Annotated in this window: 21 protein-coding genes; 17 read left to right on the forward strand and 4 right to left on the reverse strand. The window is 45.7% G+C overall.

All coding sequences use genetic code 11. The features are described 5' to 3' along the window. Positions 1–105 precede the first annotated feature (105 nt). The 4 genes from NDI44_RS16390 to NDI44_RS16405 all read left to right on the forward strand — a co-directional run bounded on the left by NDI44_RS16390 (position 106) and on the right by NDI44_RS16405 (position 3,258). Positions 106–1,734 (forward strand): mechanosensitive ion channel family protein, encoded by a 1,629-nt coding sequence (locus tag NDI44_RS16390; RefSeq protein ID WP_190411156.1) that lies wholly within the window; start codon positions 106–108, stop codon positions 1,732–1,734. Between the two features lie 81 nt (positions 1,735–1,815). Then, positions 1,816–2,076 (forward strand): hypothetical protein, encoded by a 261-nt coding sequence (locus tag NDI44_RS16395; protein ID WP_190411235.1) that lies wholly within the window; start codon positions 1,816–1,818, stop codon positions 2,074–2,076. A gap of 263 nt (positions 2,077–2,339) precedes the next feature. After that, positions 2,340–2,708 carry a hypothetical protein gene (locus tag NDI44_RS16400; RefSeq protein ID WP_190411157.1) on the forward strand — a complete coding sequence of 123 codons (369 nt, stop codon included), beginning with the start codon at positions 2,340–2,342 and terminating at the stop codon, positions 2,706–2,708. Positions 2,709–2,880: 172 nt separating this feature from the next. Then, positions 2,881–3,258: a hypothetical protein gene (locus NDI44_RS16405; protein WP_190411158.1), complete on the forward strand. Its 378-nt coding sequence runs from the start codon at positions 2,881–2,883 to the stop codon at positions 3,256–3,258. A gap of 116 nt (positions 3,259–3,374) precedes the next feature. On the opposite strand, the gene panB is transcribed toward NDI44_RS16405, so the two are convergent. The 4 genes from panB to NDI44_RS16425 form a co-directional block, all read right to left on the reverse strand. Next, positions 3,375–4,163, reverse strand: coding sequence for a 3-methyl-2-oxobutanoate hydroxymethyltransferase (gene panB / locus NDI44_RS16410; protein ID WP_190411159.1), 789 nt, complete (start codon positions 4,161–4,163; stop codon positions 3,375–3,377). Positions 4,164–4,248: 85 nt separating this feature from the next. Continuing rightward, positions 4,249–4,782: a hypothetical protein gene (locus NDI44_RS16415; protein ID WP_190411160.1), complete on the reverse strand. Its 534-nt coding sequence runs from the start codon at positions 4,780–4,782 to the stop codon at positions 4,249–4,251. Positions 4,783–4,874: 92 nt separating this feature from the next. Next, positions 4,875–5,987: a two-component regulator propeller domain-containing protein gene (locus NDI44_RS16420; RefSeq protein ID WP_190411161.1), complete on the reverse strand. Its 1,113-nt coding sequence runs from the start codon at positions 5,985–5,987 to the stop codon at positions 4,875–4,877. Positions 5,988–6,145: 158 nt separating this feature from the next. Beyond that, positions 6,146–6,871, reverse strand: coding sequence for a hypothetical protein (locus NDI44_RS16425; protein ID WP_190411162.1), 726 nt, complete (start codon positions 6,869–6,871; stop codon positions 6,146–6,148). A 271-nt stretch (positions 6,872–7,142) separates the two neighbouring features. On the opposite strand from NDI44_RS16425, the gene NDI44_RS16430 reads away from it, so the two are divergent. The 13 genes from NDI44_RS16430 (at position 7,143) to NDI44_RS16490 (ending at position 24,707) form a co-directional block, all read left to right on the forward strand. Continuing rightward, complete coding sequence (locus tag NDI44_RS16430) at positions 7,143–8,573, forward strand: form I ribulose bisphosphate carboxylase large subunit (RefSeq protein ID WP_190411163.1); 1,431 nt, start codon at positions 7,143–7,145, stop codon at positions 8,571–8,573. Between the two features lie 92 nt (positions 8,574–8,665). Then, entirely contained in the window at positions 8,666–9,064 is a 399-nt protein-coding gene (locus NDI44_RS16435) for a chaperonin family protein RbcX (protein WP_190411164.1), read from the forward strand. Between the two features lie 96 nt (positions 9,065–9,160). Further along, positions 9,161–9,496: a ribulose bisphosphate carboxylase small subunit gene (locus NDI44_RS16440; protein ID WP_190411165.1), complete on the forward strand. Its 336-nt coding sequence runs from the start codon at positions 9,161–9,163 to the stop codon at positions 9,494–9,496. A 137-nt stretch (positions 9,497–9,633) separates the two neighbouring features. After that, on the forward strand, positions 9,634–10,941 hold the full coding sequence (locus NDI44_RS16445) for a ribulose bisphosphate carboxylase small subunit (RefSeq protein WP_190411166.1): 1,308 nt from the start codon (positions 9,634–9,636) through the stop codon (positions 10,939–10,941). Positions 10,942–11,967: 1,026 nt separating this feature from the next. Then, entirely contained in the window at positions 11,968–13,335 is a 1,368-nt protein-coding gene (locus tag NDI44_RS16450; RefSeq protein WP_348235300.1) for a hypothetical protein, read from the forward strand. 87 nt (positions 13,336–13,422) lie between these two features. Continuing rightward, positions 13,423–14,730, forward strand: coding sequence for an O-antigen ligase family protein (locus NDI44_RS16455; RefSeq protein WP_190411167.1), 1,308 nt, complete (start codon positions 13,423–13,425; stop codon positions 14,728–14,730). 71 nt (positions 14,731–14,801) lie between these two features. Continuing rightward, positions 14,802–15,803 (forward strand): glycosyltransferase family A protein, encoded by a 1,002-nt coding sequence (locus NDI44_RS16460; RefSeq protein ID WP_190411168.1) that lies wholly within the window; start codon positions 14,802–14,804, stop codon positions 15,801–15,803. Positions 15,804–15,929: 126 nt separating this feature from the next. Further along, positions 15,930–17,453 (forward strand): MOP flippase family protein, encoded by a 1,524-nt coding sequence (locus NDI44_RS16465; RefSeq protein WP_199304755.1) that lies wholly within the window; start codon positions 15,930–15,932, stop codon positions 17,451–17,453. A gap of 56 nt (positions 17,454–17,509) precedes the next feature. Beyond that, on the forward strand, positions 17,510–18,754 hold the full coding sequence (locus NDI44_RS16470) for a glycosyltransferase (RefSeq protein WP_190411169.1): 1,245 nt from the start codon (positions 17,510–17,512) through the stop codon (positions 18,752–18,754). A gap of 48 nt (positions 18,755–18,802) precedes the next feature. Next, complete coding sequence (locus NDI44_RS16475; protein WP_190411170.1) at positions 18,803–20,017, forward strand: glycosyltransferase; 1,215 nt, start codon at positions 18,803–18,805, stop codon at positions 20,015–20,017. A 399-nt stretch (positions 20,018–20,416) separates the two neighbouring features. Continuing rightward, the gene (locus NDI44_RS16480) at positions 20,417–22,291 is read left to right on the forward strand and encodes an ABC transporter ATP-binding protein (protein ID WP_190411171.1); all 1,875 of its coding nucleotides are present in this window, start codon (positions 20,417–20,419) and stop codon (positions 22,289–22,291) included. A gap of 140 nt (positions 22,292–22,431) precedes the next feature. Then, the gene (locus tag NDI44_RS16485; RefSeq protein ID WP_190411172.1) at positions 22,432–23,484 is read left to right on the forward strand and encodes a glycosyltransferase; all 1,053 of its coding nucleotides are present in this window, start codon (positions 22,432–22,434) and stop codon (positions 23,482–23,484) included. Between the two features lie 398 nt (positions 23,485–23,882). Then, positions 23,883–24,707 carry a DUF6817 domain-containing protein gene (locus NDI44_RS16490; protein WP_190411173.1) on the forward strand — a complete coding sequence of 275 codons (825 nt, stop codon included), beginning with the start codon at positions 23,883–23,885 and terminating at the stop codon, positions 24,705–24,707. Positions 24,708–24,710: the final 3 nt, after the last annotated feature.

The raw sequence follows: 24,710 nt of genomic DNA on the forward strand, positions 1-24,710 counted from the left end.
GTTACCTGACAAAGGGGTTGTTAGGCTGGGTGGGGATTATTTAAGTAAGCAAATGTACTTAAATTTACCCCGATACCTGTGTTCAATGCATTTCGGAGGTTTGAAATGCCTTCTCAATCTTCTTGGGCGATCGCTGGAACAATTCTGTTGACTGGTTGGGTAGCATCTCCCATCCAAGCTCAAATTCCACTTCCGCAGAATTTGGAACTGCCCGCACTTAGCCTACCCAGTAGCGATGCACAAAGCAGAATCATGTCTGGTTGCATCCGCTTGGATGGTCGCTGTCTGTTTCAAGTAGCCGTACCCCAGTCGGAATTACCCACACGTATCCAAGATATTCAGCAGAGATTGGAAACAATTAGCAGCCAATACTTGCAGGAGGATGCCTCAAAACTCCAAATTGAAAGCAAAAAGCAAAATAATTTGCCAGCTATCTATGTCAATGACCAACCCCTGCTGACAGTGACACGACCCGATGCCGACTTACAAGGGGGAGACTTAGATACACGGGCAGAAAAGCTCAAAGAATCCTTACAAGAAGGACTGAAACGGGCGAAACGGGAGCGACAACCCCAGTTTTTAACTCGTCGAGGTGCGATCGCGGGCGGGTTTTTGGTAGCAATGATTGTGAGTAGCTGCGCGATTCACAGTACTTTCAAGCGATCGCGACAACGGTTAACCGGCACCACCACTACACCTACAGGTCATCCGGTCACAACCCAGCTGGCTCAACAACAACAAGGGAATTTACAAGAAGTTCAGCGCCGCTTGTATCAAATGGCGCAAGCCAGTATTTGGGGCGGGGGAACCCTCATCGGGCTTGGTTTATTTCCCTACACCCGCATCCTACAGGTTTTGATGCTCAACGTTCTCCAAATCCCTTTGCGACTGGGGATTGTCGGACTAGGGACTTATGTTGTCATACGTTTGAGCTACGTCTTGATCGACCGCTTCGCTGGCGCTTTAGCCAACAGCTATTTACTCACGCCCGAAGCCTCCCGCCGTTTGCAACTGCGAGTTTCGACAATTTCCGGTGTCACCAAAAGTATTACCACCCTAGTCTTGTTAGGAGTGGGTAGCTTGGTCGCCCTGACGACATTAGGCGTGGAGATTGCCCCCTTACTTGCCGGTGCTGGCTTGGTTGGCGTTGCGGTGTCTCTTGCCTCCCAAAACCTGATTAAGGACGCGATTAATGGGTTTTTAATCATTGTGGAAGACCAGTATGCGGTTGGCGATGTGATTGCTGTAGGCGACGTAGGCGGTTTGGTAGAAAACATCAATCTGCGGATTACTCAGGTACGCGATGCTGAGGGTCGATTGATTACGATTCCCAACAGTGAAATCAAAATTGTCGCTAATCTTTCCAGCAACTGGTCGCGGGCAGACTTAAATATCCCTGTTGCCTACCATGCCGATGTCGATCAGGCGCTGAAGCTGATTGACACCATTGCCCAAGAAATGAGCCGTGACGTGACATGGCAAGAGCAAATTTTGGAAAAACCCCAAGTACTAGGAGTCGATAATTTTGGGGAACGGGGCGTCACGATTCGGGTATGGATTAAAACCCAGCCCTTGAAACAATGGGATGTGGCGCGGGAGTTCCGCCGCCGCCTGAAAATTGCCTTTGATGAGGCGGGTGTTCCAATCCCGCTACCCCAACAGGAGATTTGGTTTAACCGTTCTCTGCCTGCAAAATCTCAGATGGATGAACACGAATCTCACTCGCCAATTTAGTACTGATGTACTATAATAGAAGGGTAGGCAAATCCAGTCGAGAAACCGCCTGAACCCCACATGGAGTCAAGTATTCAAGCCATGACCAAGCACTACATTCTCAGCCTGAATCCGACTGCTCAGCATGACTGGGATCGTTGCACTCTCAGAAACCCTATCACTGCTGAACGCCCAGACTTGGCGAGTTTGATTGCCGAAGCGGTGGGAGCGGATGCCGGTTCTTACCTGGTAGCTGTCCATATCGAAGTCCAAGTTTTGGAAAAAGCACCAAATCTGCAACCAGAGCGCGTTCATCTGGATGTGCAAGTGACGCCGAAGCAGCTCAAGGAATTAGTCGCGTAGAGGCGGAATACCAACTAATTTGGCATTTCAGCAATCGTTGTTGTAAACCCGCCCTCCGGTTTAAAGTTGAAATCCGGCGAGGGTGGGGCTACAAGAACGCAGCCGCCTTTCATGAAGGCTAGTACAAATTTTTTACAGCTTCTCATGTCCGGACGACACTAGGACAAGGCAGTGCCGTTCGCCTACCGACGCTACGGAAGTCCGCTTTCGGTGGACTAGTACAGATTTTTCTACAACAAGTATTCTTCAAGAAGAAGATGCAAATGAAACTGAGTCAATATCCCGCTGCGATCGCTCAAGCTGCTCATACTGTGAATGAAGTGGATGCTCAGCTTGCCGCCGCTCATCTGGTGATTAACCGCATGGAAGGCAATGCTGACAAAACGGTGGCATTTGAGCAAGATTTGAAAAATGACAATCAACGCAAGGCGCGTCGCTTTGAATTACTGATGGTGAATTTGGAGTATCAGCAGGCGCTGAATACGATGATGCGCTTAAGTGCTGAAAAAGCCAATGCGGTGGCTCACCTGGAGTATCTCCGCAACCAGTTTAGCGTTGCCAAGCTGGAAACACGTCTTGCGATCGCCCGACAGCTTGCTGGTTCCGAAGCCTTGGAACTGGTGGGTGTGTAAGCGATAAAAGCTTCACCGATGACCAGAAGATGGGATAAGTCGGTGTTTCTACAAACAAGTGGGGGTGGGCACTGCCCGCCCTTTTTTTGTCGCACCACAATGGCAATGCTTTGGCACAATAGTTGTAATTGCCTATCTGAATTCCAGATTGGCTACCTTGAATAACAATCCCATGACTATCGTTACATCGGCAGAAATTGAAAATTTTCGTTCCGAATTGGCAGATTATCCAGACGCTCTGGCAGCTTTGGATGTAATCGAGGATTGTGAAGGAGATTTAGAAGATGCGGCGATGGTGCTGGCAATTCGAGTCGGACAGCAACCAGAGATAGCAAACGCAGAATGGTTGCCGATTTTAACTAAAAAATGCCGCGCTGTTATCTGCCAACAAGAATTTCGCGATGAGCTGGTTAATGGAAAATTTGCCCGGATGATGGGGCATTTGGCAGCCACAAAACTTTGCCCAAGCCCTTTAGTAACGCCCGTTTTGATGTATGTGGCTCAGCAGGGTGTGAAAAATTTTTGCGAACCTTTCGATCCGGTATCCTAGCCACACAAGCTTGTTTTTAAATGCAAAGAACCCAAAAGTTAAGAACGCCAAGGTACGCAGAAGAAGGATTCTCTTTGCGTACCTTGGCGTTGAAATAAGAATTTTAGGAATGCTGTTTAGGGTTGTGGGGAATCAGGAAACTGTCGCGATCGCACTTCGCTACCGTAATTCTGCACTGCTTGGGTAATTGTTTCTCGCAAATTGGCGTAAGATTTGGCAAAGGGCGGCTGGCGTTCGGAGAGTCCTAGCAAATCGGCGGTAACGAGTACCTGTCCATCGCAATGCACCCCAGCCCCAATTCCTATCGTCGGAATCGATAATTTTTGGGTAATCTGCAATCCCAAATCGGATGGGATATGCTCCAAAAGCATCGCAAAAGCACCTGCTTGTTCCAGCGCGATCGCTTCTTGTAAAATTTTCTCTGCCGTTTCTGGTGTTTTCCCCTGCTGTCGGTAGCCTAACTGATGTACCGATTGAGGAGTCAGACCCACATGACCCATCACCGGAATGCCTGCTTGCACGACTCTGGCAATCGTTTCCACCATTGCCGGATATCCTCCCTCCATTTTCACCGCCTGAGCGCCAGTTTCTTTTAATACTCTCCCAGCTGAGTGAATCGCTTGCTGAGGACTTTCTTGATAACTCAAGAATGGTAAATCGCACACGACTAACGCCTGTTTGACACCGCGACGCACGGAGGATGCATGGTGTAGGATTTCATCTAGCGTCACCGGCAGGGTTGTCTGATAACCGAGTGCCACCATCCCTAGGGAATCCCCCACCAGAATCACATCCACTCCAGCGGCGTCTAAAAGTTGCGCGATCGCATAATCCCAAGCTGTCAACACGACAATGGGACGCCCCTGTTGTTTCCACTGGATTAATTGCTGGGTGGTGACTGCCATTTTTTAGATGCGATTTTGAGAAGGTTGTTAATCATTGGTAGGGATAGGCTAGCGCCCACCCTACTTGTAAAAATTAACAACTATTTCAGCGCTCCGGTTTCATCGTTTGCACAAATCTTAGAAAATCGTCAGTTTCCCAGCCGTCTTCAATATCTAGGGTCTGTATGTTAAAAACTCCTACAGAACCGTCAGTCAGTTCGACTTCCATCGGCACTGTTCCACCAAGACCATAGGTGTTCACTACCTGTTCTACCAGAGTACAAGGCATATTGAACGTACCCATATTGATTCTGCCATTGTTAGCTCTGTAATCCCAAACGACTACCTTTTCAATTCCAGCAGAATAGGGTTGCTGACAGTAGAATCGATGACTCAAGGCAATCATCCGCGCCATGTGGACATCGTAGCGGCGCATCTCACCCCCGAAAGCAGAAACAGTTGTGTTTCGATCGGGGACTTCAAAGTAACCCAGTCGTACGTTAGCACTGGCATCGAGGGTATTTTCTAATCGGATGGTATTGATCCGGATGTCTGCTGGACTAGCAGCTTGAGCGATCGCAGAGAAAGCCGTGGCAGCGATCGCTGCACTCACAACAGTTTTGGCAAATTTTTTCAGCATGGAAGCGTCAATCTGTTAATGACTCAAACAACCTGTAACAGACTTCAACTTCCGGCTGACTTATTCCGTCAAACTAGACCCTGACAAATTGTTTACTCTTCTCCCCGAACGAAAGCTAAGTGCGGGGTCACGCGCCCCGTTGTCAAGCTAATCCAAGCGAGTCCTTCACTGGTTCCCACCCACAACTTATCGGCGACATCCGTTGATAAAGAGAGTATCCGACTGGAGGGGAGGTCGCCAACTCGATCCAGAACCGCACCCGTATCCGGATTCAATCTCAATAAACCATTATCTGTCCCCACCCAAACGCTCCGATCTTGGGCAAAGCGCACAGCGGTAACGTTGCGCCCCCTGAGTGGCGTCACCGACCGCAGCACATCCCCGGTTTTTGGGTCAATGACTAGCAAACTGCTGGGCGTTCCTGCCCAAATCCGTCCCTGTGGATCTAGGGTGAGAGCTTGCACTGTGGTGCCGGGAATATCCCTCAGCCGCTTCATCACAAAGGCATTGGCGGTATTAATTCGCACTAATCCTTCTAAGGTTCCAACCCATAACTGACCTTCGCGGTCGAGGGTGAGGGCATTCGCTGACACTCCGGGAAGCTTTTGCACCGTTGTCATTAACAATCCCTGGTCGGGACTGATCATGGCAAGACCGCGATCGCTTCCTACCCACAGATAACCCCGCTGGTCAGTCAATAGCGACAACACCCGGTTAGACGGTAAGGTGAAATTTTGCGCCGTCACTTCATTGCTACGGGGATCTACACGCAACAGTCCTTCGTAAGTTCCCACCCAAACCCGTCCCACTCGGTCTTGCGCTAACGCGCCGATGGTGTAGTTCGGTAGAGCAATTCGAGCCAAAACATTGCCTGTCCTCGGATTTATCCGCGCTAAACTCTGCCAGGAACCGACCCAGAGACTGCCGGTATAACCCGGTTGCAACGCAGTGACGCGAAAATCTGCGGGTAGGGGGGTGGCTTCTTGCCGTCGGCGTTCGGGGGGCAAGGGACGACCTCCAGGCGGCGGCGATGAGGGTGGATAGGTGAGTAGGTCATCTCCCCAGTCTACCTCCGTAGATTGTTGAGCTAGTACGCCACTACCACGGGTCTGTGAATCTGATTGGATGATTCCCCATACTGGTAGGCTTAAAGAAAGCAGCGTAGCACTAATAAACAAACCGATACGCTCACTCAAGAATGCCATCGCTAATCTCCTTAGAAGAGGCTTTGCTAACGTGCCTCTCTTCATTTAGCTGAAATATAAGTTCCTACTACATTTAAGCCTGTGTTAGCGACAGATTGAAAAATTACAACGAAGTCGCGATCGCAGATTGCATAACTTGAGTATATGTACTCAACAAATTAATCACAAACGCCAAATGTTTTTAGTTTGCCATTGACAAAGTAGAAAGCATTTGAACAGTATGCAAGGGTGCCAATTTCTAAATATTGAGGGACACCGGCTGAATCAGTTGGTAGTGCTTTCCAGAGTTCAATTGCTGGTTTTGCTTTAAAAATTTGCTGTTCCGATGTTCCAGATTTCAAAGGAGAATATTCGCGGGCGGCTGGTCCTAGTTCTCCGGATGGTTTGAAGCTAATCGCTGTGTAAATAGTGCCTTCTGAGGAGTCTGGAAGATGGCTGAAATCCTTAACCACGGCTGAATCGAACTGTCCGCTGCTCTGGCTAATGGCGATCAAAAATCGAAAATTATTATTTTTAGGGTTGACTAACAATAGAGCGTAATCTTTCTGCTTGTCTTCGTTGAAGTCAGCAGTGAAAATGCTACAAGTCTTTCGCTGTCCGGGATTTTCTCGCTCGTAGGCACGAATGGAAGCGACAAAGTCCGATTCTTGCGCCAAGCGATACTCGCCCAAGCTTGCTTCGAGCGATTTGGGAATTTCTCCTTGGCACTGAGGTTCTGGTAGCGCTGTCATGGATGGGGCTGCTTGAGTCCCGATCGAAGCGGGATCGCGGCGAGAGGCGGTCACATCGGTTAATGTACTCAGCGGCAGATGGTTGGATACAGCGATCGCACTACACGCTGCCAGCATCAAGGATGCGGCTAGGAGAGAAACTTTTTTTAGCATTCCCAACAAAAAACAACGACCCTATAATATTCGGTGCGCGATCGCTATTTTCAGTGATTTTTATTCGTTCACTAATTGTTTCCAAAAGTCAAGTCTTTATTTGTAACAAAACCTATAGATTTATAGGCAATAAGTAAAGCTTATGTTTACAAAAAGAAGATTAGAATATCAACTTATTACCTTGCTGGTATAGTTAAAAATTAATAAAGAAAAAAGTTATGGGATCGCTTAAACCCGTAACAACATTCAGGATTCCCTCAGGAAGGAAGACATGTCTTACTCTCAAACAAAAACTCAGACAAAGACTGGGTATAAGGCCGGGGTTCAAGATTACAAACTCACCTATTACACCCCAGACTATACCCCCAAAGATACTGATGTCTTAGCGGCTTTCCGGGTTACGCCTCAGCCTGGTGTTCCTCCAGAAGAAGCTGGAGCTGCTGTTGCTGCTGAATCTTCCACAGGTACCTGGACAACAGTATGGACAGACCTGCTGACAGACCTGGATCGTTACAAGGGTCGTTGCTACAACATCGAGCCAGTACCAGGCGAAGACAACCAATATTTTTGCTATATTGCTTATCCCCTGGATTTGTTTGAAGAAGGTTCTGTTACCAACTTGTTGACCTCTCTGGTGGGTAACGTGTTTGGTTTCAAAGCCTTACGTGCGCTGCGCTTGGAAGACTTAAGAATTCCTGTTGCGTACCTCAAAACCTTCCAAGGCCCTCCTCACGGGATTACCGTTGAGCGCGACAAACTGAACAAGTACGGTCGTCCTTTGCTGGGTTGTACGATTAAGCCGAAGCTCGGTTTATCAGCTAAGAACTACGGTCGTGCAGTCTATGAAGTCCTGCGCGGTGGTTTGGACTTCACCAAAGACGACGAAAACATTAACTCCCAGCCTTTCATGCGCTGGCGCGATCGCTTCCTGTTCGTTCAAGAAGCCATCGAAAAAGCTCAAGCTGAAACAGGTGAAATCAAAGGTCACTACCTAAACGTGACGGCTCCCACCTGCGAAGAAATGATGGAACGGGCTGAATTCGCTAAGGAAATCGGCACACCGATCATCATGCACGACTACCTGACGGGTGGCTTCACCGCTAACACCACCCTCGCTAAGTGGTGCCGCCGCAACGGTATCCTGCTGCACATTCACCGCGCTATGCACGCTGTGATTGACCGTCAAAAGAACCACGGTATTCACTTCCGCGTTCTCGCCAAGTGTCTGCGGATGTCTGGTGGAGACCACCTGCACTCCGGTACCGTCGTTGGTAAACTGGAAGGCGAAAAAGGCATCACGATGGGCTTTGTTGACCTAATGCGTGAAGACCACATTGAAGAAGATCGCTCTCGCGGTATTTTCTTCACCCAAGACTGGGCTTCTATGCCTGGTGTGATGCCCGTGGCTTCTGGTGGTATCCACATTTGGCACATGCCTGCTCTGGTGGAAATCTTTGGTGATGACTCCTGCTTGCAGTTCGGTGGTGGAACCCTTGGGCACCCCTGGGGTAACGCACCTGGTGCAACCGCCAACCGTGTTGCTTTGGAAGCTTGTGTCCAAGCTCGTAACGAAGGTCGCAACCTGATGCGCGAAGGCGGCGACGTGATCCGCGAAGCTTGTAAGTGGAGTCCTGAGTTGGCGGTTGCTTGCGAACTTTGGAAGGAAATCAAGTTCGAGTTCGAGGCAATGGATACTCTGTAATCTAATGACAGAGTCATGATTGTTGAGTGCTGAGTTAAACTTAAACAAACTCAACACTCAAAATTCAGAACTCTTTAGGTCTGGGGTCAAATATGGATCTCAAGCAAATTGCCAAAGACACGGCTAAGACACTGATTAGCTACCTGACTTATCAGGCAGTGAAAAATATCGTGGCTCAGTTGAGCGAAACAAATCCTCCTTTGGCAATTTGGCTGAGTAACTTTTCTAAAACGGGCGTCATCCAAGATGGAGAAGCTTACGTCAAGGAATTACTCAAAGAAAATCCAGAGTTAGCGCTTCGGATTATGACTGTGCGCCAGCATCTTGCAGAGGAAGTAGCAGACTTTTTACCTGAGATGACTCGCACTGGTATTGAGAAATCTAATATCGAATATCGGCGTCAACATCTGGAGCGAATTACGCTACTTACTTTACCTGACCCCAGCTTCCAGCCGGAACAACAAACTGAATCACCAGGCGAGTCTGGATAACCTCGACCGTCATCTGACAGAACTCTTCAACTTTGGACGTTAGACCGCATCAAGCGTCCACTTAGCAGACATACCTACAAGGAAGACCACACAACTATGAGAACTCTGCCTAAAGAGATTCGTTTCGAGACTCTTTCCTATTTGCCAGCGCTTACCGACGCGCAAATCAACAAGCAAATCCAATACATCCTCGACCAAGGCTATATTGCAGGGGTTGAATTCAGCGATAGTTCTGCACCGGAACAGCACTACTGGACATTGTGGAAACTGCCTCTGTTCAATGCTACGACAACCCAAGAAGTTCTCACTGAAATCAAAGCTTGCCGTTCTGAGAACCCCAACGCCTATGTCCGAGTCATGGGCTTTGATAACATCAAGCAGTGCCAAGTTCTCAGCTTCATCGTTGGGAAACCAAACCAAAGAGGTTACTAAACCTTAATTAGTCAGGTGGGCGCTGCCTAACCGACTCACTTTTAACTCGTTCGTGCAAAATTGGAGAGGCAGAGCAATCTACCTCTCCAATTTGTTTGTTTGATGCCTAGCAATCGGAGCATTCACTTTAACAGACTATGACCTACTACATTTCTCCCCGCTTTTTAGACAAGCTGGCGGTTCATATCACCAAAAATTTTCTTGACCTCCCTGGAGTACGAGTTCCTCTGATTCTCGGAGTTCATGGACGGAAGGGAGAGGGAAAATCTTTTCAGTGTGAATTAGTATTTGAGCGGATGGGCATTGAAGCTGTCCATATGTCGGCAGGGGAACTGGAAAGTCCAGATGCAGGAGATCCCGGGCGTTTGATCCGCCTGCGCTATCGGGAAGCAGCAGACTTGATCAAGGTGCGCGGCAAGATGTGCGTGCTAATGATCAATGATTTGGATGCTGGGGCAGGGCGCTTCGATCAAGGCACCCAATATACGGTGAATACTCAGCTGGTGAATGGCACGCTGATGAATATTGCTGATAAACCTACAGATGTGCAACTTCCTGGCAGTTATGATTCCACGCCGCTACCCAGAGTGCCGATTATTGTCACAGGCAATGACTTCGCCACCCTGTATGCGCCGTTGATTCGGGATGGTCGGATGGAAAAATTCCACTGGGAACCCGATAGAGATGACAAGATTGGCATCGTCGGAGGCATTTTTGAGCCAGATGGATTATCTCGCAGTCAGATTGAACAGTTAGTCGATCGTTTTCCCGATCAAGCGATTGATTTCTTTGGTGCAGTGCGATCGCGCATTTACGATGAACAAATCCGCTCTTTCATCCACGACATTGGGATTAACCGGGTTTCTACTAGGGTAGTAAACAGTGCTGAAGGGCCACCAGTGTTCAAAAAGCCTGATTTCACTCTTTCTCGCTTAATCGAGTTTGGCAACCTGATGGTTCAAGAACAGCAGCGAGTTCAGAATTCACGCTTGGTAGAGGAGTACAATACAAGCCGACGCTCCGTGACTCCTGAAGTTAGGGATGTGCCTCAGATGTCATCCCTACCCCCGGAAAATCGGAAGACCGTTGTCCGCAATGAACTGGCGAACGAGCCATCGCACCCCCATGAGTCCGATCGAGGTAACGGTCACAGCAGCAACACTCAGGTAAATAGTGCCCGAATTAGTCCAGAGGTGCAGCAACAGATCCGGGATCTACTTGCCCAAGGCTATCGCATTGGTATAGAACACGCAAATGCACGTCGGTTCCGCAGCCAATCTTGGCAAAGCGGCGATCCCATTCAGACAACAAATGCGTCGGAAGCGATCGCTGCTTTGGAAGCTAGCTTGAGCGAGCATAATGGGGAGTACGTGCGCTTCATTGGCATTGACCCCAAGGCCAAGCGGCGCGTTGCAGAAACGATTATCCAACGTCCGAATAGTTAACGTTTGTAGTGTAGTATTTGCTGGGAAAGCGATCGCCCCAAGAGAGCGATCGCTTTTGTTTATCCTGGCGAATCGATAATTCAATAAGAGCGGCATGGGAACAAAAATTTGTTAATTTCGTCGCCCTTTGCGGTATAAATTTACAGTAACGAAGTGAGCGATCGTGATTAAGATATAGAGGCTCATCGAATCACAAAATCAATCCAACTTCTGTAAAGTTTAGGTAAAGTTGCACGATTTTTGTGCAATTTTTGATGAAGTTTTCATTGCTGAGATAGCGATCGCTTAATCACTTTACTTGTCACCGTAACAGAGCGATCGCTATCTCACGAGCAATTGCTCAAACAACCTGCCTGTGCCTCTTTCAACACGTTTTTAGTTCGCTAGATTTGCACTTTGGTTAAAAAAAATCATGCAGTCCATAATCATCCTCTGGACTGATGTTTCGCTATGTAAAGCCCCTTACGATGAGATGACACTAAAATTATGTTTAATGATTCCTTGAACCGAATCATTTCATTGAAATCTAGGCTGTTCTTAAATACGAGTAACTAAGCTTTTTCCGGGTGTTTCTAATGCGAAAAGCGAATGACTAGCGAAAAACAAATTATAGGGTGGATAGAAAAACATTCTATGTTGAAATTGCAGTCAATCAAAAGGCTTTTTAGTAGTTTCTAAATAGCTCTTGAAATTGCATCCTAGCTGTTGTTTGAAACTGAAAATATCAAAGCGTTTTATCTCAATCTCTTCACGAGAGCAATGATAAACCACTCCTAAAAAGTAGCGAAGTAAAGGCTGTGTATACTCTAATAAGCAAAGGTTATACAAAACTATTGAATCAAGATTGCCATTCAGTCCTTGAGCCTAGCTATTCAAAGAGACAAACAATCGCAATAACCCTAGTGTAAGCCTAATTCTTTGACTATGAAACGCCCGATTACCTCTCCCCATGAAGATTTGGCTATTACTGACTCTGCAAGTATTTCTAAATCTTCCCCAAAATCGACAAGGTCTCAAGGAAATTGGATGCGTTACTTAGTCTTAGGACTATTAACTAATGCAGCTATTTGGGGAGGAGCTTTATATTATATAAAAGTTACCAAACCCAATTACAGCACTGAGTTAGCGCTTAGTTTACCCTCAGCCGGTTCAGCCAGCAATATCAACCTGCCAGGGATTGGGCAAGCTTCCTCTAAAAGCGACTCTCCCTACATGAGTACGAATCAAGATCCCAGAGAGAACTATAAATTTCTAGCTCTCAGTAAGCCGGTCTTGGAGACTGCTGCTAATAAGCTCAATATGCCCTTGCAAGATTTTGGTAAACCCAGAGCTAAAGTATTAGACAACACCACGCTGATGACTTTTGAGTTTCAAGGAACGACTCCCGAAGAAGCTTATAAAAAATCTTTAGCGCTCTACGAAGCCTTGCAAGTAAAAATCAACGAACTGAGAATTAAGGAAGCCGCTCAGCAGGATAAAACGCTACAATCCACCCTTGGGGAGTCCCAAAAAAAATTAAAAGCAGCGCAAACACGCCTATCTGAGTACAAAGCGCGTTCGGGTTTAACTTCTACGGATCAACTTACGAACCTTTCACAAAATATTGAACAGCTACGCCGACAGCGGGCTGAAGTATTAGCTAAACAGCAAGATGCGAATGCTCGTTTGCAAGGACTATCTAGTAGCTTAGATTTATCGGCTAAACAAGCAGCAGATGCTTTTGTTCTTCAAGCCGACTCCCTATTTCAACAATACTTACAAGACTATAGTGAAGCGAACAGCCTCTTCGTTGCTTTGCAATCAAAGTTTTTACCCGATCATCCTGCTCTAATTCAGCAGCAGGCAAAGCTAAATGCCGCTCAAACGGCTTTACTGAGGCAGGGGCGCTCTCTTTTAAAGCGACCCGTTACGATAGCAAGTCTAGAAGAACTTAACCTGAGCAAAAGTGGTGGATCGGGAACCTCGCGGGATGCTCTTTTCCTAGAGTTAGTGACAGTGCAGACAGAGGCACAAGGACTCCAAGCAGAAGCGCGATCGCTCAACCAACAGCTTGCTCTACTTGAGAGTCGCCTCAAGTCACTAGCACAGCAAGAGGTTTCATTAGCCGACCTGATGCGGGATGTGCAAATTGCCGAAGCAGTTTTTTCTTCTACTTTAGCGAGATTGGATTTGAGCAAGTCAAATATATCTTCCTCTTATCCTCAACTTCAAATCTTTACAGAGCCTACAATTCCGACTTCTGCGAGTGCTCCCAATAAGAAATTAGTTCTGCTAGGTGCAGCCTTAGGTTCCTTGTTTTGTACCAATGGACTGCTGTTACTGTGGCTGCGCGATCGCAAAATTTCTCGGTCTTCTACGCTAGTTAAACATACCTACTTGGATACCAGTCCGTAATCACTGGAAATCGATTCAGATTTCAGGAGATAAACCGCAGCAACAATATTGTTTTGATTAGACCCAAGATGCATGAACCAGATATCAATGAAACCTCAAAATCTTGAAGAAAAGTTGATTTGGTATTACATTACCTGGATTTATGTAATTCACATTCTTGGGCTACAAATGACCTTAGTGCCTATACTAGCTTGGTTTTTCTTGTGGCGTGTAGGAAAGAAACTGTGGAACCAAACAGAGAATACGCCCACTGAGGAGAAAATAACCATTCCCACAACAATCTGGGTGTGGATTATTTGTATCTTAGTCATGGAGGTGGCTTTAATTGCTGCTCACATGAACTTCAATCTAGGATTAGGCAAAATTCTTAACTCATCAATCAATTGGGTTGTAAGATATGCTCCCTTAGCGTTATTTCCTCTTGCAGGCTGTTTAAAAATTCGACCTCAGATAATTTATAGAGCAGCTTGCATACTTTGTCTGCAAAGTTTAATTGCTGTGATCGTTTGCTATACAGCGTCTAGATTACACCTACCTTCTCATATCTACACTTCCCCTTTGCGGATCATAGAACGTAGCGGTCTTGCTTACTACAGTGTTAACCTCTACGGTCTCGATCCGGAAGGAGGTGGAGTTCGTCTTGAATTGTTTACGCCCTGGGCACCTGCCTTGGGAATGGTAGGAAATATCTATTTCTTTCTAGCAGCGCAAGAATCGAACAAAAAATGGCGATTCATTGGCATGATTGGCGCGGTTGCAATGATTGTGGGTTCGGTTTCGCGTTTAGGTATTGTATCTCTTCCTTTTGTCATATTTTCTACTTGGGCTTTATCAAATTTTACGAAACCTTATATACAGCTCATAGCCGGAATCGCCAGTTTTATTATGGGAGTGTTTTCTTCCTGGCTAATCAATTCATTTAGAGCTTTCTCAGATATGTTCTACCAGGCTAGAGCCGGCTCTTCTAGAGTGAGAGATATATTGGCTCGCCTAGCAGTAGAACGTTGGAAAGAAGCTCCTATTTGGGGACATGGAATTGGTGAATTTAAAGGGCCTGCTGTTGCAACATTCAAGCCAATCGGTTCTCACAATACTTGGTTTGGTCTTCTGGTAACGAAAGGAATCGTAGGGTTTACGGCACTTGTCATTCCCTTGGCTTGGAGCTTCATAGATTTAGTAATTAAGTCGCAAAGTAGTCGAGTTTCACGAGTAGGATTAAGTATAATTTTGGTGATATTTATGTTTACTTTTGGGGAAAATATAGAGGCTCTTGCCTATGTTTATTGGCCTGGGTTAGTTATGTTAGGAATTAGCATCAAAGAAAAGTTTCCTAGCTTTTTATTCACTGAGACCAATATTCCTGAAAACGGTTATAGAGTCAAAACAGAACTTTAAACTGTTTACTGATGATTGAGGGGAATTAAGATAACATTTTTTTTATTAGACTTACACAAAGGTTAAACTAAATGCCAGTAATATCAGTGATAATTCCGGTCTACAATGCTGAACAAACAATCTTGGAAACGGTTAAATCTGTTCAGCAGCAAACATTTTCAGACTTGGAAATAATTTTAGTTGATGACGGATCGAGTGACAAAAGCGTAGAACTGCTTAAAGGAATTGTTGATGAACGGGTAAAAGTATTTGTCTATAAAAATGGCGGAGCCGCCGTCGCTCGCAATCGCGGTTTAGCTCACGCTAAAGGTGAATTTATTGCCTTTATTGATGCAGATGATTTATGGACACCAGACAAGCTAGAACTACAACTTGCAGAATTACAAAAGCACCCAGAAGCAGGAGTAGCTTATAGCTGGACTTCTTTTATAGATGAAAAAGGAAAACTTTTATATGTGCAGCAACCCGTATATTTTGAAGGAAATGTTTATCCACAATTATTAGTCAGCAATTTTCTAGTTTGTGGGTCAATTCCACTGATTCGTAAGCAAGCAATTGAGTCCGTTGGGGAACTCGACCCAGAACTGAAATCTACTCATGATTGGGATTACTGGCTCAGGTTAGCAGCTAAGTGGTCTTACGTTCTAGTTCCTCAACATCAAATTTTTTATCGTCAAGTACCTGGCTCAATTTCTTCCAAGATAGAGGTTAGGGAAAAATATAATCTGATGGCGCTTGAAAAGGCTTTTCAAACAGCGCCATCAGAGTTGCAATCTCTCAAGAACCAGAGTTTAGCAAATGTTTATCAGCACCTCGCCGATCTGTATTTAACTCGTAAAGCAGATCCTGATGCAGTTAAGCAAGCGGGTTACAAACTAAAAACGGCAGTTCGTTTGTATCCAAAAATGCTCCTAAATAGCAGCGCTCAGCGCTTACTGCTGAAATGGCTGGTGATGCGATCGCTTTCCCCTAAATTCGCTAACTATTTTCGGCAGATATCTACTAAATTTCGTGATTTTAGATATCAACGCTGGAGTAAAAATTTAGCAAATATCGGTAAGGAGACGCCCTAAATTTAGTTTGAAAACCGACCAAAGCAAGGGAATTTAGAAGAAGGGTTTTAATCCTTCTATAAATATCAGAAATAATTAGCAATTTTTAAATTAGTCGCTTCAAAGAGTTTTATAAGAGGTATCAATTTGTCAAGATTAGAGAAAAAGATTCTATCTGAGCCTGACCAAACTCAGCACTTTCAGACTGACCATCTGAAGGCTGATTTAAAAGGTCGCTCGGTTCGTGGCGGTGCAGTCACGATGGTGAGTCAGGGGTGCAAATTTGTACTTCAAATGGGATCGACGGTTGTGCTAGCTCGTCTACTCTCACCTCAAGACTACGGTCTAATTGGGATGGTGACTAGCGTGACGGGTATCGTGTTTCTCTTCAATGACATGGGTCTGTCAACGGCGACGATCCAAAGAGCCGAAATCAACCACAAGCAAGTCAGCACCCTGTTTTGGGTGAATGTGGGGATGAGCCTCTTGCTGATGCTATTGACTGCGGTGATGGCACCTGCGATCGCTTGGTTTTATGGTGAGCCGCGCCTCACCTGGATTGCGATCGTTTCTGCTAGTGCATTTATATTTGGTGGGTTGAGCGTCCAGCACCAAGCCTTGCTTCGGCGGCAGATGCGCTTCACCGCTCTCGCTGCAATTGAGATCGTCTCCATCGTGCTGGGGGTAGCGATCGCGATTATTTCAGCTGTGTATGGGGCTGGATACTGGTCGCTGGTATTTATGTCACTGACTACAGCAATCGTCACGGCTGTTGGGGTTTGGGTAATGTGTGGTTGGCGTCCTGGCTTACCTGCTCAACGCTCAGGCGTCCGTTCTATGCTGGCTTTTGGTGGCAACCTCACTGGTTTTAGCGTCCTTAACTACTGCGCCCGAAACCTGGACAACATTTTAATCGGGCGGGTGTGGGGTGCTGAGGCTCTAGGTGTGTACGCGAAAGCATACAGCCTAATGATGCTTCCTTTGCAACAAATCAATTCCCCCATTACCGCTGTTGCCGTTCCCGGTCTGAGCCGATTGCATTCTGAGCCACAGCAATTTCGCAACCACTATTTAAAAGGACTTTCGCTGATCGGATTTTTGACGACGCCCATCGTCCTATTTATGATGATTGTCTCCGAAGAATTGGTCGAGCTGATACTTGGCTCCCAATGGGGAGAGGCTGGTACAATCTTCAAGCTTCTTGGTATATCTGCACTCGTTCAACCACTTACGAATACCTCTGGCTGGCTCTACATTTCTTCAGGAAGGACAGCTCAGATGTTCAAGTGGGGAGTATTTTCTTCCAGCTTCTTAGTGATTTCTTTTTTCTTTGGATTACCTTACGGCGCACGCGGTGTTGCTTTAAGTTATTCAATTGCCAAGCTATTGCAGACATTGCCTTGTATGTACTATGCAACGCGCGGCACGTCTATCACCATGCTCAATTTATTAGAAACGATGAAGCATCCTTTGCTGGCATCTCTAATCGCAGGAGCGATCGCGTTTGGGGTTAAGTTAGCGATCGCGCCAACTTTAACCGTTTGGGCTACAGTGATTGTCAGTTTGGCGGTAATGGCTTTGACCTATTTAATCTTGATGCTCTATGTATTCAATACCAAAGACCTTTACCTATCTGTACTAAAACAGTTCAAACGACCTAAAGGCTCTTGATGCTTAACCGTCCAGAATGATGACAGCAGAGTATCGGATATTAGGTGAAATTTACGATGAGAATCGCCTTTATTGTTGGTAAATTTCCTACTGTATCAGAGACGTTCATCTTAAATCAGATTGTGGGACTGATTGAGCGAGGACACGAGATTGACATTTACGCCCAGAAACCGGGCGATACTGCCAAAATCCACCCAGATGTGGAAAGATATCAACTTCTTGATCGCACCTACTATGTTCCGGAGCAAAGACCAGCCAATCCTTTAATTTATGTAATTAAGGCGATTTGGCTGCTGTTAGCAAATTTCCCCAAAAATCCTGTTGCATTTCTGCGATCGCTTAATGTTTTTAAGTATGGCAAAGAAGCTGCTTCATTGAGGATGCTGTATACAACATTCTCGTTACTCCCATTTCTATCAAATAAGCCATACGATATAATCCATTGCCAGTTTGGACCCTTAGGATTCTTAGGGATGTACTTTAGGACAATTGCTGCCTCCAGAGCTAAAGTAATTATCTCATTTCGAGGTTCTGACCTCACTATGTATCTCAGTCAATATGGTAACGATATCTATAAAAAGCTTTTTGAAAAAGGAGACTGTTTCCTGCCCATTTGTAACCATTTTAAAAATAAATTGATTAGTCTGGGCTGCAATGAAAAAAAAATTATTGTACTCCGCTCAGGAATCGATTGTAATCGGTTTTCCTTTAAGACACGCTATCCGCATCCCGATGGTAAAGTGCGGATTGTTTCAACAGGTCGCCTAATTGAAAAAAAAGGGATTGAATATGGTATTCGCGCTATTGCTAACTTGACAAAAATGAACCTCGATCTTGAATACAATATCATTGGTGATGGCTCTTTAAAGCCAGATTTGCAGCAACTGATTCAAGAGCTAGATGTTGGAAATATAGTAAATCTCTTGGGTTGGAAACAACAGCACGAAGTCGTGCAAATTCTCAACGATTCCCACATTTTTGTAGCTCCCTGCGTAACCAGTAAGGATAATAATCAAGAAGGAATTCCTAATGTTTTAAAAGAAGCAATGGCAATGGGTTTGCCAGTTGCCAGCACTTACCATAGTGGTATCCCTGAGCTAGTCGAAGATGGGGTTTCAGGGTTCCTAGTTACAGAACGAGATGTCGATGCTTTGACAGAAAAATTAGGCTACCTAATCGCCCACCCAGAGGTCTGGCCCGAAATGGGTGCGGCTGGTCGTGCATACGTGGAAAAGCACTATGAAATTGGGCAGCTAAACGACTATTTAGCTGAAATATACGAGAAACTGCTAATTACCTGATAGGGTATTTAGTAAATAGAAAAGTCAAGTTGTAGGGGTAAAATTGTTGTGAAAGTCGCGATGATTGTTGGTCGATTTCCGGTTTTGTCAGAAACCTTTATCTTAAACCAAATCGCTGGTTTAATCGATCGGGGTCACGAAGTTGATATCTATTCTGACCAACTCGGAGATACTTCCAAGGTGCATCCAGCAGTAGAAAAGTACCAACTCCTGAATCGCACCTACTATATCCAAATGCCATCTAATATTGCGATTCGCGGGCTAAAAGGCTTGGGGTTGCTATTCGCGAACAGCTACAAAGACCCAGCCCTCTTACTGCGATCGCTTAATGTTTTTAAGTATGGCAAAGAAGCTGCTTCATTGAGGTTGCTATATGCAGCAGTCTCATTATTGGGCAAAAAAGAATACGACATCATCCATTGTCAATTTGGCCCTTTAGGATTCATCGGGATGTCATTTCGGCTGATTGGTGCGCCCCACGGAAAATTAATTACCTCATTTCGCGGTTTCGATATTAGCCAGCATATTCAGGAATTCGGTGAAGACGTTTATAATCCCCTATTCGCCACAGGAGACCTTTTTCTTTCTAACTGCGATTATTTCAAACGTCGCCTGATTAAGCTAGGTTGCGATGAGAAGAAAATCATCGTCCTTCGTTCGGGCATTGATTGTAGCAAGTTTGTGTTTACCACACGTCATCTACCCGCTGATGGTCGTATTGGGATTGTCACCACGGGTCGCCTTGTCGAAAAAAAAGGGATTGAGTATGGAATTCGTGCCATTGCCAAGTTGGCTAAGGCATACCCCAACATCGAGTACAACATCGTTGGGGATGGGCCATTAAAGGAAAGTTTGCAGCAACTCATTGATGAGCTGGACGTTAGTGACAAAGTAAAATTGCTCGGTCACAAGCAGCAGCAGGAACTCATTGAAATTCTCGACAACTCCCATATATTTATCGCCCCCTGCGTGACAGCGAAGAACGGCGATCAAGATGCCCCCGTAAACGTATTAAAAGAAGCAATGGCAATGGGTTTACCCGTGATAGGGACGCAACACGGTGGCATTCCAGAACTAATTGAAGATGGGATTTCAGGTTTTTTGGTTCCCGAACGAGATGCCGATACTCTGGCTGAAAAGTTGGGCTATTTATTTGAACATCCGGAAGTTTGGCCTGAAATGGGTCGCTCCGGTCGCGCCTACGTAGAAGCGCATTACGACTTTAACAAGTTGAACGAGCGGTTAGTAGAAATCTACCATTAGATAGAGTTCAACCATTAAAATTGCATTTGGCAGGTTAAAATCTGCCATTAGAAGTATATTTTTCTAGAAAAAACATGATATAAACCGAATAATTTTCTGATTGAATGAGTTAAAAAATAAAAACTTCAAGTAAGGATTTTATATTAATTGCAACTTCACTAAAACTTCACATTAAAAATAGGGGAAATCGTGTTTTTTCGATGCTTTTATAGCAAAAAGTCTGGTAACATTTACTAGAGAAAGTGAACAAAGCTAACACTGTGTTTCCTACGAGCAAAATAATTTAAGAGCAAGCGTCGGCACAGTGAAACATCAGGAAAAAGCGCTCCGGCAAGAAAATTTAGCCTGGAATTAGCAATCAACGATTGGCTGTTCAAAGGTTCAGTAGCGGTAGACACTATGAGTCGAAGTCAGACACTCGGACGAGAAACAAGGTTGCGTGAGGCTAAAGCAAAATTAAAATTGGGCTTAATGAAGCGAATTGGAAAATTCGATAAACTGACCTCTCTGATTTTGGAGGTGCAGAAGAAAACTCTCTATCTAGGTTTAGTGACAATGATTTTGTCTTCTATTCTAGATAGTGTAGGAATCGGATTGATGATTCCTTTCCTAAAAGTAATTTTGAATGAAGGAGGTGGAACGCTTCTTCCTCAAATGGCTTTAACGGAAGGGTTGAACAGTTGGCTAGCGCAGCAAGGTAAAGGAACGCTCATTAGCTTGTTTGCCTTAGTCCTCATGGGTTCTTTAATTTTAAAAGGGTATTTCTACTACATTTCCCAAGTCTTGACTTCCATTTATCGGGAAGCCGTCATCAAACGCTTGAGGAAACGGCTGTATCAAACCTATTTATATTCGCCCATTGAATTTTTTGATAATGTGCAGATGGGTAAAGTAACCAGCACCTTACATACAGAGGTGATGGAAACAAACAAGCTGTTGACTAACTTCTTTTATGGCTTGACCAACCTGCTGATTTTAATCGCGTATTTGGGAACGTTGGTGATCGTGTCGTGGAAAATGACGGTTCTAACGACATTTTTGATTACAGGCGTTGCTTTATGGCTCAGTTATTTCTTGAAAAAGATTAAGACATCGGGGGGTTTAGTTGTCACTGCTAAACGCACTCTGAACGCGATGGCTTTAGATACGTTAGGCGGTGTTCGCATCGTTAAATCTTATGGTGCGGAAGATTTTGAACTGAACCGCTTCAATAAGATCAGTAGCAATTATATGGAGGCAAACATCGGGCTAGCTAAGAAGCTAAACATCATCGACCCGCTGACAGAGTTAGCGACTTTGGCGGCGGCGATGGTAGTTCTAGTCGGTAGCTACACTTTGTTTATCTCCAAGGGTCTGCTCACGACCGCAGAGCTGCTGATATTCATGCTGGTTCTGATTAGAATTGTTCCGGTACTGAAAAAGGTGAATGCAGCGAGGGGTTCTGTCCAAGAGTCTCTGCCAGCGTTAACGAAAGTCACGGAGGCGCTCTCGTTACCAGAGAAATATCCGCTTCCTAATGGAAACCAGAAATTTACAGGGTTGCGCGATCGCATTCTTTTCCAAAATGTAAAATTTGCCTACAGCGGCAGATCTTACGTCCTCAACGGTTTGGATCTAGAAATTCCTCGTGGCAAAACTGTGGCGCTGGTTGGCGCTTCTGGAGCCGGGAAATCCACTGTGGCATCTCTCGTTACCCGTTTCTACGAAGTGACCGACGGTGTAATCGAGATCGACGGTCAAGATATCCGAAACTACGATGTTGTCTCGCTACGCCAGCACATCGGAGTCGTTAGCCAAGACACCTACATCTTTAATGCCTCACTTCTGGATAACATTGCCTACGGTTTAGAGGGAATGGACAGAGAAAAGGTGATTGAGGCAGCCCGCCTTGCCAATGCCCACGAATTTATCTGTCAGTTGCCCAACCAATACGACACAGTGGTAGGAGATAGAGGCGTTAGGCTTTCCGGAGGACAACGACAACGCATTTCAATTGCTAGGGCAATGCTGCGCGACCCGGAAATCATGATTCTCGATGAAGCCACCAGCGCCTTAGATTCGCAGTCAGAACAGTTAGTGCAAGAAGCACTGGAACGTTTGCGAACAAACCGGACTGTAATTGTGATTGCCCACCGTTTGGCTACTGTCCGGAATGCCGACAAAATTGTGGTAATGGAGAAAGGTCGAATTATCGAACAGGGAGGGCATGACGAGTTGCTTGCCCAGCAGGGAGCTTACTGGTCTTACCACAATCTCCAGTCTTTGCCTGTGTAAAACAGACCTGCCCAAGCGACACCGGGCAACTACACAGTACAGACTTTAAACACAAACAAGTTTTTTCCCTATCTAGCTGAGTTGATGCATAGCAAACAAAACAGCCGATAAATTGTTTAGTCTTTAGCGAGGAGTTCCTGATGTTAGATCCCCAAGTTACGATTGTTGTTTCACCCCGCGAACGTTTCAGCTGCGCCCGCGAGTCGCTGGAAAGCATTTACGAACATACATCAGTCCCATTCAAGTTAGTTTACGTAGATGGGGGTTCACCCGCTCACATTCAGCGTTATTTGCAACAGCAAGCGACTGAAAAAGGATTTCAAATCATTCGCACCGATCACTACCTCACTCCAAACCGCGCCAGAAACCTCGGTCTGAGTCAGGTTACAACCAAGTATCTCGTCTTTATCGATAACGATGTGATCGTCAGCCCAGGCTGGTTAGAAAGCTTAGTTCAGTGCGCTGAAGAGACAAACGCTAGCGTAGTGGGTCCCCTGACCTGCCAAGGCACTCCGGTACACGAAATTGTCCATTTTGCCGGTGGAGAAGCCCACATTTGGCTGGAAAAAGTCGGCGAAAACCCCAGACGGCGTCTCCGCGAGAAAATGTACAAGCAAGGTCAGAAAGTAGCGGAGGTGCGACCCAAGCTCAAACGTCAACAAACCGAACTAGCAGAATTCCATTGCGTGCTGGTTCGCGCTGAAATCTTTGAGAAAGTCGGCTTGCTCGATGAACAAATGTTCAATACTAAAGAACACCTCGATTTCTGCATGACAGTCGTTGAGGCGGGTGGTAGCGTTTACTTTGAGCCAGCGTCTCTTGTCACTTATGTTCCAGGCCCGCCACTGAAGCCTTCAGATATGCTCTTCTATATGCTGCGTTGGAGCGACGCTTGGGAACTCAATAGCTTGCATCGCTTGCGCGATAAATGGAATTTGGACGAGGACGGGTACTTCAAATATCGCTACAAGCGCTTGGGATGGCGGCGATACGTGACAATCCTGAACCCAATTGGTAGCCGCCTGACTTTAGGTCTTGCTGGGGGCGGGGTGGCAAAAGTGTTGCGTCCTCTAGATAAGGTGTTTAACCGTTATCTCACGAATCGTCAGGCTCGCCTGCAAGCGAAAGGGCTACAACCTCAGATGCCTGCAATACCGGAGAAGAAGCCTACAGTGACGGCATCGTCCCGTTAGGTTGGCGTGTAAGGGTGTAGAACGACGAAACGAAGGTGCCAAAAGAAGGTGCGATCGCTTCGACGATAAATACCCTTACACAGCCAAAACCTAAGTCTTCATCCAGAAAACAAGTGGGGAAAGCGATCGCAATCCACAGACTTTTTTAGTCGTACTCCTACCTTGGAAAAGTGGATGCTATTACTAAACTTGTTCTGTGTTAAGCGATTCCCCGCTTTTTCAGGAACGCTCCTGTTGAAATTGAAATGTTGTTTGGGTTTTCCTTCTTCAGGGAGAGGTTTTGCCTAAGCCGTTCAATGATTGTTAATTTTTGTAAATGCACTAAACCAGGCAAAATCATCGGAATTCGCCTAAGCCGAGTGCAACAAAAATGAAGCATCCCAATCAACAACAAAACTATGCACTCTTTTGCCCAAACAAACATCCAACTCTTCAACCAGCTACGTGCAGAAGGCTACTCAAGCAACGATATTAACCGCATCCGTGATGCTTATCAGCTGACAATGCAGCTGTTCACAGGTGCTTTTCGAGCCTCAGGTAAGACGTTTATCGCCCATCTAGTCAGCACTGCTAGTATCCTGGTTTCTCTTCATGTACCTGCAAAGATAGTAGCAACAGGTCTGCTTCATGCTACCTATACTCATGGTGACTTTGGAAACGGGAAAAAAGGCATTTCCAATGCCAAACGCGAACAGGTAAAACGTGTTGTTGGCAAAGAGATTGAGGAGTATCTTGCTAGATATGCAACGCTATCCTGGAATAAAAAGACGATTCCCGCTATTTTTCACCGCATTGATACGCTCGATCCGCTTGAGCGCGATATTCTTTTGGTGCGCTTAGCCAATGAGCTAGAGGAATACTTGGATTTTGGCATTGTTTATTGTGGAGATTTCAAACATCAACAATACATTAATTATGACGGTCATCTGATCGTAGAAATGGCAGAAAAGTTAGGTTTTCCTAATTTAGCTATTCAACTAACAGAAGCATTTAAAGAAACTGCCTCCGCTGAAATACCTAGCGAACTTTGTAACACAAACGCTCAAGATGTTTCGTTTCGTCTTGCACCAAAGTCCTATCAGAAGCGGCTGTCCCTCACCTTTTATAATTTGTTGATTCATAAACCGCGTCGTTTAGTTTCTGCCATAGCCCGTAAATTTGGTAATTTGCGTCCCAGTACGTCCATGACAACGGATGTTCCTACTATAAGTCAGTCAGAGTAAGGG

The organism is Trichocoleus sp. DQ-A3 (assembly GCF_039961975.1).
Lineage (GTDB): Bacteria > Cyanobacteriota > Cyanobacteriia > Cyanobacteriales > FACHB-T130 > FACHB-T130.

What these genes read in the sequence shown, in the direction of transcription:
- NDI44_RS16390 (WP_190411156.1), top strand. Translation starts at nt 106, where the DNA reads ATGCCTTCTCAATCTTCTTGGGCGATCGCTGGAACAATTCTGTTGACT.
- NDI44_RS16395 (WP_190411235.1), top strand. Translation starts at nt 1,816, where the DNA reads ATGACCAAGCACTACATTCTCAGCCTGAATCCGACTGCTCAGCATGAC.
- NDI44_RS16400 (WP_190411157.1), top strand. Translation starts at nt 2,340, where the DNA reads ATGAAACTGAGTCAATATCCCGCTGCGATCGCTCAAGCTGCTCATACT.
- NDI44_RS16405 (WP_190411158.1), top strand. Translation starts at nt 2,881, where the DNA reads ATGACTATCGTTACATCGGCAGAAATTGAAAATTTTCGTTCCGAATTG.
- panB (WP_190411159.1), bottom strand. Translation starts at nt 4,163, where the DNA reads ATGGCAGTCACCACCCAGCAATTAATCCAGTGGAAACAACAGGGGCGT.
- NDI44_RS16415 (WP_190411160.1), bottom strand. Translation starts at nt 4,782, where the DNA reads ATGCTGAAAAAATTTGCCAAAACTGTTGTGAGTGCAGCGATCGCTGCC.
- NDI44_RS16420 (WP_190411161.1), bottom strand. Translation starts at nt 5,987, where the DNA reads ATGGCATTCTTGAGTGAGCGTATCGGTTTGTTTATTAGTGCTACGCTG.
- NDI44_RS16425 (WP_190411162.1), bottom strand. Translation starts at nt 6,871, where the DNA reads ATGCTAAAAAAAGTTTCTCTCCTAGCCGCATCCTTGATGCTGGCAGCG.
- NDI44_RS16430 (WP_190411163.1), top strand. Translation starts at nt 7,143, where the DNA reads ATGTCTTACTCTCAAACAAAAACTCAGACAAAGACTGGGTATAAGGCC.
- NDI44_RS16435 (WP_190411164.1), top strand. Translation starts at nt 8,666, where the DNA reads ATGGATCTCAAGCAAATTGCCAAAGACACGGCTAAGACACTGATTAGC.
- NDI44_RS16440 (WP_190411165.1), top strand. Translation starts at nt 9,161, where the DNA reads ATGAGAACTCTGCCTAAAGAGATTCGTTTCGAGACTCTTTCCTATTTG.
- NDI44_RS16445 (WP_190411166.1), top strand. Translation starts at nt 9,634, where the DNA reads ATGACCTACTACATTTCTCCCCGCTTTTTAGACAAGCTGGCGGTTCAT.
- NDI44_RS16450 (WP_348235300.1), top strand. Translation starts at nt 11,968, where the DNA reads ATGCGTTACTTAGTCTTAGGACTATTAACTAATGCAGCTATTTGGGGA.
- NDI44_RS16455 (WP_190411167.1), top strand. Translation starts at nt 13,423, where the DNA reads ATGAAACCTCAAAATCTTGAAGAAAAGTTGATTTGGTATTACATTACC.
- NDI44_RS16460 (WP_190411168.1), top strand. Translation starts at nt 14,802, where the DNA reads ATGCCAGTAATATCAGTGATAATTCCGGTCTACAATGCTGAACAAACA.
- NDI44_RS16470 (WP_190411169.1), top strand. Translation starts at nt 17,510, where the DNA reads ATGAGAATCGCCTTTATTGTTGGTAAATTTCCTACTGTATCAGAGACG.
- NDI44_RS16480 (WP_190411171.1), top strand. Translation starts at nt 20,417, where the DNA reads ATGAGTCGAAGTCAGACACTCGGACGAGAAACAAGGTTGCGTGAGGCT.
- NDI44_RS16485 (WP_190411172.1), top strand. Translation starts at nt 22,432, where the DNA reads ATGTTAGATCCCCAAGTTACGATTGTTGTTTCACCCCGCGAACGTTTC.
- NDI44_RS16490 (WP_190411173.1), top strand. Translation starts at nt 23,883, where the DNA reads ATGCACTCTTTTGCCCAAACAAACATCCAACTCTTCAACCAGCTACGT.